This window comes from Vibrio gazogenes (assembly GCF_023920225.1).
Taxonomy (GTDB): Bacteria; Pseudomonadota; Gammaproteobacteria; order Enterobacterales; family Vibrionaceae; genus Vibrio; species Vibrio gazogenes.
In genome coordinates this window covers 1,741,773-1,756,443 of sequence record NZ_CP092587.1, presented here as the reverse complement: position 1 = coordinate 1,756,443, position 14,671 = coordinate 1,741,773, and the positions used below count along the sequence as shown (strand labels likewise).

Here is a 14,671-nt window from a genome sequence, read left to right as displayed (position 1 = left end):
TACAACTTTAGCTTAAAAGGAGGAGGAAGATGAGAAAAATTGTCGGGGAGTCTGTAGAATTTTGATACAGCTCATTCCATGAATGAACTGTATCATGATGATGGTTAGCTATCCGCTGAGACGCCAGCCAGTTCCATGAGAGAATCGTGATCTAATATCGTGATATATTTACCTTTTACACTCAGGATTTCCGACTTTTGGAATCGACCTAATAGGCGACTGATCGTTTCGACGGTCAGGCCTAAATAGTTACCAATATCGCCTCGAGTCATTGTAAGGCGAAACTCACGCGGACTAAAACCACGTTGCGCAAAACGAGTGGATAGGTTGAAGAGGAAGGCTGCTAAACGCTCTTCTGCATTTTTCTTGGACAACAACAGAATCATTTCTTGATCGCCTTTAATCTCATTACTCATCAGGCGCATGATCTGTTGGCGTAACTTGGGCATTTTCCCTGATAGATCGTCTAAGATTTCGTAAGGAATCTCACAAACCATTGAGGTTTCTAATGCCTGGGCAAAACTGGGGTGGCTGTCTCCGGTAATTGCATCGAAACCAACTAAATCACCTGCCAGATGAAAAGCAGTAATCTGTTCATCACCTTGTTCAGTAATCGTATAGCTTTTGATGGTTCCGGACCGAATTGCATACAACGAGCGGAGATCATCACCGGCTTTAAATAGTTCTTGTCCTTTTTGGATAGGCTTCTTTCGTTCAATAATTTGATCGAGCTGATCTAACTCAGACTCATTCAAAGTAAAAGGAATGCAAAGTTGGCTAATACTGCAATCCTGGCAGTGAATCGCACACCCTCCAGATTGAATCCGTTTCGTACCTGGCTTATCTGAAATCATAATAACCTTTCACTATCTTGATATACATCAATATTTTACCATTCCTTGAACATAAAGAATAGTTAAAAAAAGAGTACAGGAATCAGGCGATTATATAGCGTTCTTGTAAAATTGACAGATAAACTTTACCTGAATGATACCTGTATTCTAGTCACATATTCTTGCTCAAGGTAATGAGCGTATATCTTCATTGTAACACGCTACTTATGGCATACAAATCATTCGAACCGAATTTCCTCCGATCGGGCTTCAGTGGTAGACTAAACGCTTTTCAACAGTCTTTATCGACTGTTCATCAGAGATTGAGAATATTGAAGTCACTATGCCTGCAGAAAAACTCACCAAACAAAGATTGATTCATATCATCGTGATGTTAACCATTTTAGTTGCTGCATTTTTCTGGCGAACTTATCGCTATTCGGATCCTGAGCAACTTTCTTGCAACTATCCGTGTCAGGTTGCTATTGATGGTCAATCCACTTTCATTACAAGCGATGATAAAGAGACGGGTACCATTTCAATGTTTCCGGCTCAAAAAAATTGGTCCATCGTAGAAATCTCACCACAGATTGAGAAGAATGAAAACGGTCAAATGAAGCTGATCTTGGCGCTTGAAAATCGCTCTCAGTTTACCTTAGTAACCGGTATGCATAAAAAATATATTATCCATATAAAAAACAGATAGAAACGCTACTAAGTCGATTGTATCTCATATAATTATTGTTAGAATGCCCAATAAGTGGAAAGAATCATGAAACGGTGGCAAGGTGCGATTTTTAACTCAAGTTTCTCAGGTTATCGATCCGGTTGCGGCCGTCACTTCACTTGTTTCTGCGTTGGATCGTCCCTACTTGCGCGGTGTATTTTTTTACTATACTGAAGACTATGCCCCGGAAATTTTATGGCAAGAGTTGACTCGTCAGCTACCGAATGTCCCGATAGTGGGGTGTTCGTCATATCAAGGCATCATGACAGAAAAAGGCTATTTCAACGGGCCGACGATTGCCTTAATGGCCGTTCAACATGACACCTGCGCGTTTGGAACAGGATTTGCTGAATTTGCAAATCACGCCACAATCAATGACGCCGTTCAAGAGGCAATTCAGCAGGCATTACAACACGCACAACGCTGTGGTGAGGTTCCCGATCTGATTGTGTTACACGCGATTCCCGGATATGAAGAAGAAATTATCGCTGCGATAGATACTGTTTTTGGCATGTCAGTGCCGATAATTGGTGGTAGTGCGGCGGATAATCTTATTCAGCAGCGATGGTCTGTGATGACCGACAAGGGCTGGTCTGGTAATGCGATTGCCGTTCAACTGTGTTTTCCTCTCAGCGTTGTGGCAACAGGTTTCTGTGCCGGTTATTCTCCGACTGAATGTGTCGGAACCATCACCAAATCTCATGGTCGCCTGCTTGAGGAAATTGATGATGAACCTGCAATTGATGTTTATAAGGCTTGGATCAGTGATCATTCCAGTCTGCTGATTTCCGATGAATATGTCTACCAACACATTACGAGTTTCCCGCTTGGACGAGTTGCCGGACAAATCTATGAGCAACCTTATTATAAGCTGACCCATCCAAGACGAATCACGGAACGGGGCGGGCTGGAACTATTTGCTGATGTTCAAGTCGGTGAAGAGATTACACTGATGACCGGTTCCCGAGAACAATTGGTGAATCGAGCGGCCAGAGTCCTGAAAGAAGCCAGTGCTAAGAATTATACCCACTCGGAAATCCTCGGAGCCATCTCTATTTTTTGTGCCGGTGCTATGGCTCGATTGGGCAGTGATATTCAGAGTGTACAGAAACAGATGTGTGAGCAGTTAAACGACAAACCTTTTATCTGTCCGTTTACTTATGGTGAGCAAGGGCGGTTTGTCGGTGGTGAAAATGCGCATGGTAATTTGATGATTTCATCTGCCATTTTATATGAGCCGGAGTCTTTCTCGTGATGAAAAATCTTGAGCATATAGAAGAGTTGAATGAAACCTTACTCGAATTGAGGCGATGTCGGGAGCGGGAAATCAGTCTGGCTGAAGAAAACCGAACCATTTTGGCAACACTGTCGGCGTTAAGCAATTCAGAAAACAAATATCAGATATTTGATGAACTCCAAAAAGTGCTGGGACAATACATTGATTTCAGCGACTTCATTGTCATTTCTAAACAGAAATCAGAACTGACTTTTACCACGTTTCTGACAACCAATCGCGTATTTAAAGACAGACACTGGCGCTACGGTAATAAATTTCAACGGGTGCTCGATGGAGAATGTATTCTACTTTTCCAGCCTGATTCCCTTGCTGAGTTTAGCTTTTTAGGTGAATCGCTCAGGCAAAGCATCAGGATGGCACTGATGATTGGTATCCGAGCCCAAGCCAGCGACTCGGTCCTATTATTACTCGGATCTGAAAATGGTCAATTCAACACCGATACCAAGTCAACATTCCTCCGTTTTCGGCCATTGATCGAACGTGCAATCAGTGAAATCGAGCATAAAGAAACCCTGCAAAGTATCGTTGATCAGCGAACCAAAGAGTTACAAGAAGCCCGCCAGATTGCCGAACAAGCCAATGAAACTAAATCTCAGTTTCTCGCAATGATGAGTCATGAACTGAGAACACCGCTGAACGCGGTGATTGGTATCATCGATATCTTGCAGCAAGGCTCAGATGACTATCAGAGTGATCTATTAACTCGCATGGGACATTCTGCAGAATTACTACACGTGATTATCGGCGATATTTTGGATGTCAGTCAGATTGAATCCGGACACTTTAAATTACATCGTCAATGGACCAATTTAAACGAACGTCTGCTCGGTTCTCTGGAGCATTATCAAAGTAATGCCGAACAGAAAAATCTGACATTTCACATTTCAGCTCAGGTTTCAGACCAATATGAATATTTTGTTGATCCGGTCCGGCTCATGCAGATTATTTTTAATCTGGTTGGAAATGCGATCAAATTTACTGATGAAGGTGAAGTTAGCGTTGAACTCAATACGGTGGATGATCAGTTGTCGATCATTGTTGCTGATACAGGTATTGGGATTAAACCGGAGAAACTGCATCATTTATTTACACCGTTTATTCAGGCTGACAGTACCAAAACAAGAAACTATGGGGGGACAGGGCTTGGTTTAGCGATCACAAAACACCTTGTTGATCTCATGGGAGGGCATATTTATGTTGAAAGCCGATTAGCAAAAGGGACAACTTTTCATGTCAATTTACCGCTGTGTCTGAAAAAAACATATCAGGTCTCTCAACCTGAATTACCACCGAGGGATTCTTCCTCGCACCAACCACTCACCCAGAAAAATGTATTGGTGGTTGAAGATACGAAAACCAACCAGATGGTTATTCAGATTCTGTTAGAACAAATGGGTTACAGTGTCACTATTGCCGAGAATGGGCAAGAATTTCTGGATATTATTGTAAAGAATACTGATTTTTCCCTGATTCTGATGGATATTTCTATGCCGGTTATGGATGGGATAGAGGCGACTAAAAGATTACGTCATCACAATATTCTTACACCGGTCGTGGCCTTAACGGCCCATTCAACACCAGAAGATCGCGATAAGTGCCTACTGGCGGGAATGGATGACTTTATTGTTAAGCCGTTCAGAAAGCATCATATCCAAGCGATCGTCGATAAATATCTGAATGAAAACCGCTAAACAACCAGCCCCAAAACGGACTGGTTGTTTTAATTCGTTTTAATGATGTGGTATCAGGTTACACGACAAACGGAATAAAGCATTTCACTTTCCGTTTATAATCTTCCCATTGTTTGCCATAGCGTTCGCCAGACATTTTTTCACTTTTCGGAATGGCGTCACCATAATATTGTCCGATATTCGTGAGTGGAGCAATTAGCCCAATCCAGTGATTGGCGAGCAGACCGAAACTGACAAAAATCAGAAAATCACCAAAGTAATTGGGATGGCGAGATGTCCCCCAAAAACCGGTGTTTAACAGTCTGCCGCGATTGTTCGGGTTCTGTTTGAAACGGCGCTTCTGGTAGTCGCTCCCGAAGTGGTAAATGGTACCAATAATATAGACAACAATAGCCAGCCATTGCATGGCACCGAATGATCCTTGCTGATCTGCCGCCCAGTAAAACGGTAAGCAGTAGAGCCAACCGAAAATATTGACCATCATCACCGCCAACATGGGTTGTTGTTGTTCGGGAATAACGCCACCAAGTTTCGCTGCGGCAGTATTTACATACCAACGCGTTAATACAATATTCATCCGCAGTAAATAAAAGCCGACAAATATAATAATTAATGCTTTATGTCCAAAATCACCCGTTCCCCAATAACAGTAGGCGAGAGCAACGGGGGCCATGCTATTAAATCCCCAGATAAACATAGGGCGGGTATTTTGTGCTTTTCGAGTGGCACGATAAGACAGGCCGGATAAAACCAACATAATGACAACTAACGTGATCCAAATTTCCATAATAACTCCTTCTTGCGAGGACAATTTATATTTTCCCTCTTGTCGCTGAGGGCTTCATCGATCGTTAAAAAATTAATCGATCGTTAAAATACTGTCTAAATGACGTCGGGGCGAAACCTCTGCTGCAATTTTGATTTGCCCAAATCGGGCAAAAAATATTGGCAGATGAGTCATTCCCAGCGTATTTGCCAGTGTTGTTTTGGGTAAATCGTGTTGAACGAGCACACTGAGTGGGTGAATCCCCCAACCCCATTGCTCGAGTAATAACCACACTTGAGCCAGTCTCATACCGGTCACAAATAGATTGTGCGGGTTGGGATCGGGAAGGCTCAGTGCCAGATATTGCGGTCCTTGTCCGGTCAGTTTCGAGAACTCGCGAGCCATGAACTGAGGTAACCGCAGGAGGCGGGTGAATCGGTTCAGTTTCGGATGAAAACCGATCCGGAACAACCACGCCATATAAGCAGGGATTTTGCCAAATAGATGATGGAGGTAAAACCCATCCTCAACCGGCTTGTTTTTATCAAAATGAATAAAACTATAAGTTTCCTGCCAAGCTGCTTTGTCGGCAAAGTCCAGTGCCGCATATTGATACACTAAATCAGCAACCTGTTTGCGACTGGTTTGATCTTGCCATATGTCTAACCGGACAGGGGCATCAGTGAATATTTCCCGAAGCTGAAACTGTTGTCGTGCGGAGAGCGTTGTTGTTTCGTAGGGCATACGGTTGGTATGACGATGGCGGATCTGCTCTGCCAGATCATGATAAGCATCCGGATTTGCAGTTTGCTGCTCCGTCGGACAAAAACAGATGAGACCATCTTGCTCTTGAGGCAGTGTCGGTGTGGTATGAGACTCATCGAACCATGTCCACTGTAGCGGAGTACCGGCATGACGCATTAATGTCTCAATATACTGAAAGAAAATTCCACAGCTCATGAGCATTTCATTTTCTAATGACGGCAGCCCTTTCAAAGCCCGACACCGATCAATGGCCAGATAGCCAGTGCGGGATACGGGCGAATAGTGCACAGCCCAAGGTTGGCAATTATGAGAAGAGGGCGCTGAACGCGCAATTTCAATCGCACCAGCCAAGTTTTGTTCAAACGATGTCGTCAACATAATGATGTGCTCCTGGCGGATGAAACGGTCAGTGGTACAGTGGTCGATAATGTTGCTACATCCCATTCTGGACGCTCACTTTCGGAACAATAACAGATCGCACAAACCCAATATAAGCCATAAACCATCCGGAACATCCGTTCACTCAGGTTTGCAGCAGGATCCGATACCCGCTGTTGTTGCCAGTCGATGTCGATGTTCCGCAATAAATGCGGTAGCCCGACACCATGACTTTTCAAAAAGGCTTCTCGGACCGCCCAAGCCGCACAAAGTAACGTCATGGATTGCGTACATTCTCCGGCAGTGAAAGCCCATTGCCGGGCTGACGAGCCAAAATGTCGGTAGCATTGGAGATCAATCCCCAATGACGGTTGCGATGCAGTGGCAATTGCATACCAAATACCACTGTGACTGACGGATACACCGCGAACACCTAAGTCTGGATGAAAGCCGATTGGCTGACCTTGCTGAGTATGTATGACATTAAACTCAAAGCATTTAGTCTTCGGTGCAACTGCATTTTTAACAGGGCTGCTAAACGGCACAGCAGCAGTACGCCATACCTGATTCAGCCATCGTTTGGTTTGCCAACGCGCCTGTTGCCTGACCTGCGATCGCCTGTCAGTGACCGTTGTATGCTCATCGAAACATGCTTGTGCAATCATTAAGCGAGGCACATCCGTGCCCGCTGAATACTGATTGGTGATGTGTGTATGGTCTTCACTGTTGATAACCATTGCCGATTCTTTCTCCGGAAATTTCTTCAATGACTTCGGCCATTTGCTCGAAACGGGCAACCAGACTTTGGAAGATAGGGGTTTGCATATCACGCTCGAATGCTTCCAGACCGCTGACGCGAATGATTTCAATCAAATGGAATTGCGCATCGGCGGGCTGGCTGACATCAATCACATCAAATGCCAGAACAGAATCAAGCTGATGACAAGCTTGATAGTCGGTATGAATGACCCAGTCGCGAAACTCGTGGTACAGGGAGATATCTTTGAGGCGAATTTTATGCACAATTGTTTTCATTTTTTTGTCCTTCTTTCATTTATGGTTCTCAATATCCGTTATTCACAGTGACTCGTTGCACCACCGGCTTGTTCGATGATCAGGTGGTAATTGATCCCGCCTGTACCGAATGAGTTGATGGCTGCGATACGTCCTCCTGCATCAGGGTAAGGCCAAGGGATCGGTTGCTGAGGAATATCAGCCGGAAGATCCGTTAGCATCAACTGAGGATTGATTTGCCCGTGGATCGGCATCGGTGGAATCTGTTCATGTTCAAATGCACTGAGCACTTTACACAGGCTCAGTGCTGCGGCACCGGCAAAGCAATGACCGAAGTTATATTTCACCGAGCCAATGAATAATGGTGCCTGCTGTTGTGTTGTATCTGTTGCGCCGTTTTCGCGCTGATAATGTTGTCGAATCGCACTGATTTCTGAGATATCCCCCAGAGCGGTTCCGGTTCCGTGAGCTTCAATATATTGAATCTGCTCCGGTGTTACGTCAGTCAATGCCAGTGTTTTTTCTATCGCGAGAGCTTGTCCTTCCTTATCCGGTGCTGTCATTGAGCGGCTGTCGCATGAGCCGGAAATCGCACGAATCGTCGCAAGTGCTGCTGAGTTGTCGGGGTGACGGGCGAGAATAAATACCCCACCGCCATCACCGGGCGTAAAACCATCATTTTTATCGGCAAACGGACGGATCCGAGATGTTGAGAGCATCATCTGGGCGCTGCACAACACTAAATCGCGCTCCGTCGTAGCCATTTCAATACCAGCGACGATCACTTGATCGTAACGTCCCGACTGCAATGCTCTCACCGCATCATGCAGGGCGGCCATCGAGCTGGCACATGCAGCCTCAACCGCATAACAGTCTGCCTCAATCCCTAATTGCTGTGCGAGCAACATCGCTGAGCCGATACCACTGGCACCATACCAGTTCCAACGGTTTTGCGGTTGCGGCTGAGGGCGAGGGAGTGTGAACGTTTGAGGTAATTGATTCCATAAATGACGCGCAGTACGAACCCGATCGGGTGTCAACGATAAATTAGTTGCGACAATAATCGCTGTACGACGCTGAGGATCGGGTGACGGCAGCGATAAACGTGTGCTGGCATTGAGCAGGTATTGCTGGGTGACATCCAAGCGGTGTTGCTTGGCTGGCATCATCGGTTTCTCGGCAGCCACATCCTGAATTTTGTGGCTGGGAAAGCACATCGCCTGGTGAATATAGGTGCTGAGTTTCTGGGGATGGGGACGAAACAATGCTACCTGATGTAGTTGTTCGGCAGATAATGGCTGAAGGGTATCGTCCCCTTGGGCCAACGTTTGCCAAAATGGTGGCTTGTCACAACCGAGCGCTGTCAGCGGACAGTAATCCGAAATCTGGATCGGTGCCTGTGGATGAGCAATTGTCTTATTGACCGATGTCGGACTAATTTGCCATCCGGGACCGGTGAATGAATGACCGCAACAGTGCTGTTGTTGCTCACGCAGCATCTCAAGTAACTGACAGAACACCTGATTGGCACCGGCAAAATAGTTACCGGGATCTGGCGTTATCTCCGTTGATGGCAGCGTGTCGATATCACCTAATTCAGCAAGCACCGGCCATTGGTTCTCCTGAGCTACTTTGACGGGGCAAACCAGCAGGCTAATCGCACCTTCCAGCCAAGTCTGATTTGCGCAGACGCCTTGTTCCAGTAACAGGTTGGCTTGCTCGGCATGGTGAAAACATTGAATCGATGTCAAAAGGGTAATCTGACTGTCTTGACAGCGAAAGCTATCTTGCGCCAGTTGTAAAAGTCGCAATCCCCCGAGATCCGCACCATCGATGGTCTGACATTTCCCGCGGGTCTGAGCAAAATGTGCAATCCGAGCTGGAATGCTGGAAGCCATTTCACCGATACGGTCATGGGAAGAGGCCCCCAAGTTTTGCGCCAGTTGCTGTTTGTACGCATCAATTTGTTGTTCGGTTTCTTGCGGTGTATTGCCATGTCCTATCAATTGATCGCCAAGTTGACGTAGTACCTGAACTTTCGCAGCATTACGATAAGCTGCGTCGCTCCCCAGATGCACAGCACAAAATTGATCGCAGTGGTCCCGTAGGGATTCAGGGAGCGAAATCTGTTTGAATACATCCTCAGCCGCAAGCAATGCCAGCCGGGTTTCTTTACTAACCGCCTTGCGAAACAGCGGGGGGATCGCGAATTTTCTGAAATCAAAGCCCTCATCACTGACTTGGCCGATAGAGAGAGGAGCTTTGGCGTCCAGCGCCGTATCTAAATGCTGCCATGGCGAACCGTAATGCTGTTGCACCAGTTGTTGCCATGCATGTGGCTCTGACACATGATTAAAATCGCGTTGACCGGGGAAAACGCATCCGATACTGACAATTGCCAGCCGGTTGTTCGATTGCTCTGAACTCATCGTGGCGTGACCTCCGATAAACGTCTGCGGTCTACTTTGCCGTTGGGATTCATCGGTAATTGTTCCGTGATCACCAGTTTCTGCGGCAACATATAAGCGGGCAATTTCTCCCGGAGAAACTGCTTGATGGCAAGCAGACTCAATTTGGTATCCGGTGTTTTCAAAACCGCAACCATGACCAATTGTTGGCTTAGTTCGCCGAGTTCGACAAACAAGGCCACCTGTTGAATCGCAGGATGTTGGTATAATGCCGACTCAATTTCTCCCAACTCAACCCGATAGCCGTTGATCTTGACCATATCGTCGATTCGACCACGATAGATGAGACCATCTGGCGTCATCTCCACGCGATCTCCGGTTGCATGGCACTGTTTGGCATGGAGCGCGGTTTGTCGCGATTCGGGAGCATTCAGATAGCCCGGTGTCACACAAGGGCCTGAAATCAATAACTCACCACTGACTCCGATACAGTCTGGGATTCGATGACGCTGGCCGGCATCATCTTCAATGTCGCCTTGAAGACCGGAGAGCGGATAACCAATAGGAATATGACTCAGTTGGGATAAACGGTCTCGATCAATGGTATAAGCGGTGCATACATTGGTTTCAGTCGGGCCATACCAATTACTGATCCGACAGTGGCGGGGGAGATGTTTAAGCAACTGACGAAATGCCGCAATCGGGTAGGCCTCTCCGGCAAAAATGACACGTCTTAGTGACACTGTCACATCTTGATTCAATAGACCGCTTTTTTCCATCATTGCCAGAATCGACGGGACGCTGTACCACACCGTGACTTGGTGTTGTGCAATCCCTTCAATTAAAGCCGGACAATTTTTCTGTTCGGATTCTCGAATAATCCAGACACAAGCGCCGACGGAGGCTGCGGCAAACAGATCGAACGTACTCAGATCAAAAGCAAAGCTGGCATGGTTAGCCAATGTATCTTCCGCTTGTAATGTCACATCAGCGATAGCCCATTCGACAAAAAATTGGAGCATCGTATGAGTGAGCTGAACACCTTTGGGTTGGCCGGTGGAGCCTGAGGTGTATAACACCGCCGCAAGCGAATGACTGAAGGTCTGGAAATCTTCAATAGCTGCTATCGGCATTTGTTGATGATCGAGTGAATCCAGCCAATCCTGATCAATGATGAGGGCAGGCTGGGCAATGTCGATAATCCGCTCGATTCTCGATTCCGGTTGACTGAAATCAACCGGAATATAGTGATTGTCCGTCAGCCAGACTGCATAAATCGCTGCAACTGTATCCGGGCTTTTGGGCAGATTGAGCAAAATGCCCTGACGAGATACATTCATCTGCTGTAGTGCTGCAGCAATTTGCAGCACCCGTTGACCCAGTTGTGCATAGCGCCAGTGCTGCGTTCCACAACGCAGCGCTGAACGATCCGGTGCATGACGGATATGAGATAACAAACGGTTTAAAATCGTTGGTATCGCCATATTATTATGCCTCCGCGATGGCAACTTTTTCCCGGACTCGAGCTGTATCAGCAACAGGAACACCCACCTCAAGTGCTGAATCGACCAAGATTTGATAGGCTTCATCGAGATCCTGGCGGGTATGCTCACTGGTGACACTGATCCGTAGCCGGGCATCACCGACACTGACACCGGGGAAGACGACAGTCTGACAATACATGCCGCGTTTTCTGACGGCTCGGCCAAACAGTAGCGTCTTCGCATCATCACCGACAACGACCGGAATAATCGCTGAATCGGAATTTTCCAGATCAAAGCCGGCATTGAGCAGACGCGTCCGGAAATAGTAAATGTTATCCCACAGACGAGTAAGACGCTCTGGTTCACGGAGCATGATATCAATTGAAGCGATAACCCCCGCAGCGACATGAGCCGGGATTGTGGCGGCAAAGACATAGGAATTGGAATAGAAGCGTAAATATTCGACCACGTCACCATCAGCACAAACATATCCACCCAATCCTGACAGCGATTTACTCATCGTCCCCAGTTCGAGATCGACTTGGCCTTTCATATTGAAGTGTTCAGAAGTACCGGAGCCGGTTTTCCCTAACACACCCGTGGAGTGTGCATCATCAACCAAGACTTTGGCGCCATACCGTTCTGCCAGTTTGACCAGACGCGGCAGGTCGACGATATCACCGTGCATACTGAATACACCGTCGGTCACAATCAGTTTTCCGCCCGGATGATCGGCATACTTCGCCAATGATTTTTCTAAACTAGTCAGCGAGTGATCGTAAATTTTGCGTTGTGCGCCGGCCAGTTTACAACCATCTTGAATACTCATATGGTTAATTGAATCGGTAAACACCAGATCATGTTTACTGGTCAGGGCAGAAATACAACCGAGGTTGGCCGAGTAACCGGATGGATAAACGATACAGTCATCGCGTCCTTTCAGTTTGGCCAGCTTGCGTTCCAACTCCAAGTGCAGCATGTTACTGCCGGCAATAATCCGACAACCGGTATTGGTCGCACCGTATAACCCCGCAGCATCCTGAATCGCTTGAATGACTTCGGGATGACTGGATAGCCCAAGGTAGCTGTTTGAGCCAAACATGAGAAATTCGCGACTTTTCCCTGTGGTTTCATCAAAGATCACTGCGCGGTTCTTACAAGGCGTCTCAAGTGGCATCCCATACCAATAAAGCTGGTTATCTCGTTTTTCATGATAAAACTTCCGGAACTCACGGGCTTTATGAAATAGATCCGGATGTTGAATCCCGACAAAATCGCGCATGGTTCTCGGGTCACCGACTTGTTTACGATCCGCCTCTGAAGACATCGCAAGGTGCGCATATGGATCTTCTTCGCTCGGTGTCGCGGCTTCCGTTTTGGCGATCACGGGAGGTTGATAGCCTTCACCATTTTGTGGCAGCTGAGCGATAAGCGCCGTTTTCATCGCAGCCAATGTATCTACTTTGGGTAAGGTTAGTTTCGGATCGAGTCCCAGCATCGTCAGCAATTCACTCTGGATCGATAGCACATTGATCGAGTCAATCCCTAAGTCATTTTCAATCTGAGCATTCATATTGAGAGATTCAGCAGGGTAGCCGCTATTGTTAGCAAACACCTGACAAATCATGTCGTCCAACCAATGACTTTCAGACACAGGGGGCACCGCGGACGTAGCGCTCGGTAACTGATAGGTCGTCAATTGAATCGCTGACATGATATCCGCAATGGTTTCGACCTTATCTGTCGCCAGCGGTGCTGCAAGCTGCAGTTGCTTGGTCAGTGTGGTGGCAATATCTGCCAGTGCAATTGAATCAATGCCTAAATCATTTTCCAGATGGCTGCTTACTGATAATGCATCGACCGGATACTCGGTGATTTCGGAAAATGTTTGCAGAATGAATTGCTGTAGCGCATCAGATGCTGCTTGGTTATGTTCTGTCATGCTTGTTCTCCTTCAGTTTGACTCCCTTTCAGCCGTTCAACCAGCGAAACCATCGCGGCAACAGATGCAAAGTTTTCCGGATAAATATCCTGCATTTTGATCTCAACCTGAGCCTCATTCTTTAAAAAATCGACCAGATCAAAAATTGCAGCGGAGTCAACGATATTCAGCTCAAATAATGGGGTGTCGTGCTCTAAACCATCCGTGTCTCCGTCAAGAAACTGCTGGGCGATATGCTGGATTAATTGGTTCGTTAACATCATTGAATTCCTTACAGATTGGTTGATTGAGGCTTATCGCCGCAGATGAGTGCCCGTGGACCGGACAGTTCGATAATCCGAACATTTTCAAATCCGACCGCTCGGAAGCGTTCCAGATATTCCTCGGTACTACTTTCTATGCCACCATCGGTTGAAACCAGCATGTTGAGTGAGAGCAGGGCCGTAAATTCAGGGCCGGATTTCTCATCATTCAACGGTGTTTCAGATGCCATGAAGCGTCCGCCAGCCGGCATGGCTTCATAAATGTTTTTCAAAATAGTCAGCTGAATTTCCGGGGCATAATCATGTAGCATCCAGCCCAAATGAATCAGATCGTGATCCTGTAACGAAAGATTTCCCGAAATTACGTCACCTTCAATGACATTGATTCTGTCGCCATAGCCTTGAACGGCTAATCGATCACGCAGAAATGCACACGCTTGAGGCAGCTCGCAAATCGTCAGATGAATGTCGGAATTGACCCCGGCAACGGCAATTGGCAGAGTGCCGATACCACTACCGATATCCAAGAACGAATCATGCTGAGTGAAATCGTAATCTTGAATAAACCCTTCAATGAACGGAGCTGCGAATTTCCCCAGGAACTCTTGAAAATCGGTTACATCATCCGGATTTTGGTAAAGAATATCGAACCAGCTCCGGTTATCCCCGAATACGGTTTGACGTTGATTGGTGTCACTGGCAACGGCAGTTTTCAGCTCACCCCATAATGGATACAAGAATGTGTCGATATGACGGCCTAACCATCCCAGCCACATCGGCTCACTACTGACCAAAAAGGAGGCGTGTTCCTGTGGCAAGTGGTAGTACTCGCCCTGTTTTTCCAAATAGCCCATTGCGCGAAGTGCGATCAGCATTTGCTCTACGGAGCGCAGCGGACTATTGAGTTTGTCGGCAACCGTCTGAGCGCTTAAATCTTGGTTGTGTAAATGGTCGAATAGTTTTAAATCTAATGCCGCTGTCAGTGTCTTCGCCTGAAAAAAGCCCATCATTTGATTCACAGCGTCTTGTTTCGTTAGTGTCATGAAAAATTCCTTTATAAGTGCTCAGTTTTAAATTCAGTAATTGAATTCCGTGAGTGAATT

13 protein-coding genes are annotated in these 14,671 nt (G+C 46.6%); 3 read left to right on the top strand and 10 right to left on the bottom strand.

Annotation, left to right across the window (positions count from 1 at the left end; genetic code table 11):
* Positions 1–104 precede the first annotated feature (104 nt).
* Positions 105–854: a fumarate/nitrate reduction transcriptional regulator Fnr gene (fnr, locus tag MKS89_RS07850; RefSeq protein ID WP_038179334.1), complete on the bottom strand. Its 750-nt coding sequence runs from the start codon at positions 852–854 to the stop codon at positions 105–107.
* Between the two features lie 322 nt (positions 855–1,176).
* On the opposite strand from fnr, the gene MKS89_RS07845 reads away from it, so the two are divergent.
* The 3 genes from MKS89_RS07845 (at position 1,177) to MKS89_RS07835 (ending at position 4,548) form a co-directional block, all read left to right on the top strand.
* A complete protein-coding gene (locus MKS89_RS07845) occupies positions 1,177–1,539 on the top strand; it encodes a hypothetical protein (RefSeq protein WP_072957838.1) in 363 nt (120 codons plus the stop codon).
* 151 nt (positions 1,540–1,690) lie between these two features.
* A complete protein-coding gene (locus MKS89_RS07840) occupies positions 1,691–2,815 on the top strand; it encodes an FIST signal transduction protein (protein ID WP_106406949.1) in 1,125 nt (374 codons plus the stop codon).
* Positions 2,815–4,548 (top strand): ATP-binding protein, encoded by a 1,734-nt coding sequence (locus tag MKS89_RS07835; protein ID WP_072957843.1) that lies wholly within the window; start codon positions 2,815–2,817, stop codon positions 4,546–4,548. Before MKS89_RS07840 ends, MKS89_RS07835 begins: the two co-directional genes overlap by 1 nt.
* Positions 4,549–4,606: 58 nt before the next feature.
* Here the strand turns inward: MKS89_RS07835 and MKS89_RS07830 are convergent, their stop codons facing one another.
* The 9 genes from MKS89_RS07830 to MKS89_RS07790 all read right to left on the bottom strand — a co-directional run bounded on the left by MKS89_RS07830 (position 4,607) and on the right by MKS89_RS07790 (position 14,611).
* The gene (locus tag MKS89_RS07830) at positions 4,607–5,335 is read right to left on the bottom strand and encodes a DUF1295 domain-containing protein (RefSeq protein ID WP_072957846.1); all 729 of its coding nucleotides are present in this window, start codon (positions 5,333–5,335) and stop codon (positions 4,607–4,609) included.
* A gap of 72 nt (positions 5,336–5,407) precedes the next feature.
* Entirely contained in the window at positions 5,408–6,457 is a 1,050-nt protein-coding gene (locus MKS89_RS07825) for a nitroreductase family protein (RefSeq protein ID WP_077316219.1), read from the bottom strand.
* Positions 6,451–7,194 (bottom strand): 4'-phosphopantetheinyl transferase family protein, encoded by a 744-nt coding sequence (locus tag MKS89_RS07820; RefSeq protein ID WP_072957848.1) that lies wholly within the window; start codon positions 7,192–7,194, stop codon positions 6,451–6,453. Before MKS89_RS07820 ends, MKS89_RS07825 begins: the two co-directional genes overlap by 7 nt.
* On the bottom strand, positions 7,178–7,492 hold the full coding sequence (locus MKS89_RS07815) for a RedY/HapK family protein (protein ID WP_072957852.1): 315 nt from the start codon (positions 7,490–7,492) through the stop codon (positions 7,178–7,180). Before MKS89_RS07815 ends, MKS89_RS07820 begins: the two co-directional genes overlap by 17 nt.
* Positions 7,493–7,530: 38 nt before the next feature.
* A complete protein-coding gene (pigJ, locus tag MKS89_RS07810) occupies positions 7,531–9,900 on the bottom strand; it encodes a prodigiosin MBC biosynthesis protein PigJ (RefSeq protein ID WP_072957854.1) in 2,370 nt (789 codons plus the stop codon).
* Positions 9,897–11,363 (bottom strand): D-alanine--poly(phosphoribitol) ligase, encoded by a 1,467-nt coding sequence (locus MKS89_RS07805; protein WP_072957856.1) that lies wholly within the window; start codon positions 11,361–11,363, stop codon positions 9,897–9,899. The genes pigJ and MKS89_RS07805 overlap by 4 nt, the downstream gene beginning before the upstream one ends.
* Before the next feature lie 4 nt (positions 11,364–11,367).
* Positions 11,368–13,305 (bottom strand): aminotransferase class I/II-fold pyridoxal phosphate-dependent enzyme, encoded by a 1,938-nt coding sequence (locus MKS89_RS07800; protein ID WP_072957859.1) that lies wholly within the window; start codon positions 13,303–13,305, stop codon positions 11,368–11,370.
* Positions 13,302–13,568, bottom strand: a complete 267-nt coding sequence (locus MKS89_RS07795; protein WP_205409101.1) for an acyl carrier protein — start codon at positions 13,566–13,568, stop codon at positions 13,302–13,304. The genes MKS89_RS07800 and MKS89_RS07795 overlap by 4 nt, the downstream gene beginning before the upstream one ends.
* 8 nt (positions 13,569–13,576) lie before the next feature.
* A complete protein-coding gene (locus MKS89_RS07790) occupies positions 13,577–14,611 on the bottom strand; it encodes a methyltransferase (RefSeq protein ID WP_072957866.1) in 1,035 nt (344 codons plus the stop codon).
* Between the last annotated feature and the right edge of the window lie 60 nt (positions 14,612–14,671).

Bases quoted from the DNA above. Each gene is read 5' to 3' on its own strand.
- MKS89_RS07830 (WP_072957846.1), bottom strand. From the start codon at position 5,335: ATGGAAATTTGGATCACGTTAGTTGTCATTATGTTGGTTTTATCCGGC.
- MKS89_RS07815 (WP_072957852.1), bottom strand. From the start codon at position 7,492: ATGAAAACAATTGTGCATAAAATTCGCCTCAAAGATATCTCCCTGTAC.
- MKS89_RS07795 (WP_205409101.1), bottom strand. From the start codon at position 13,568: ATGATGTTAACGAACCAATTAATCCAGCATATCGCCCAGCAGTTTCTT.
- MKS89_RS07835 (WP_072957843.1), top strand. From the start codon at position 2,815: ATGAAAAATCTTGAGCATATAGAAGAGTTGAATGAAACCTTACTCGAA.
- MKS89_RS07790 (WP_072957866.1), bottom strand. From the start codon at position 14,611: ATGACACTAACGAAACAAGACGCTGTGAATCAAATGATGGGCTTTTTT.
- pigJ (WP_072957854.1), bottom strand. From the start codon at position 9,900: ATGAGTTCAGAGCAATCGAACAACCGGCTGGCAATTGTCAGTATCGGA.
- MKS89_RS07845 (WP_072957838.1), top strand. From the start codon at position 1,177: ATGCCTGCAGAAAAACTCACCAAACAAAGATTGATTCATATCATCGTG.
- MKS89_RS07825 (WP_077316219.1), bottom strand. From the start codon at position 6,457: ATGTTGACGACATCGTTTGAACAAAACTTGGCTGGTGCGATTGAAATT.
- fnr (WP_038179334.1), bottom strand. From the start codon at position 854: ATGATTTCAGATAAGCCAGGTACGAAACGGATTCAATCTGGAGGGTGT.
- MKS89_RS07805 (WP_072957856.1), bottom strand. From the start codon at position 11,363: ATGGCGATACCAACGATTTTAAACCGTTTGTTATCTCATATCCGTCAT.
- MKS89_RS07800 (WP_072957859.1), bottom strand. From the start codon at position 13,305: ATGACAGAACATAACCAAGCAGCATCTGATGCGCTACAGCAATTCATT.
- MKS89_RS07820 (WP_072957848.1), bottom strand. From the start codon at position 7,194: ATGGTTATCAACAGTGAAGACCATACACACATCACCAATCAGTATTCA.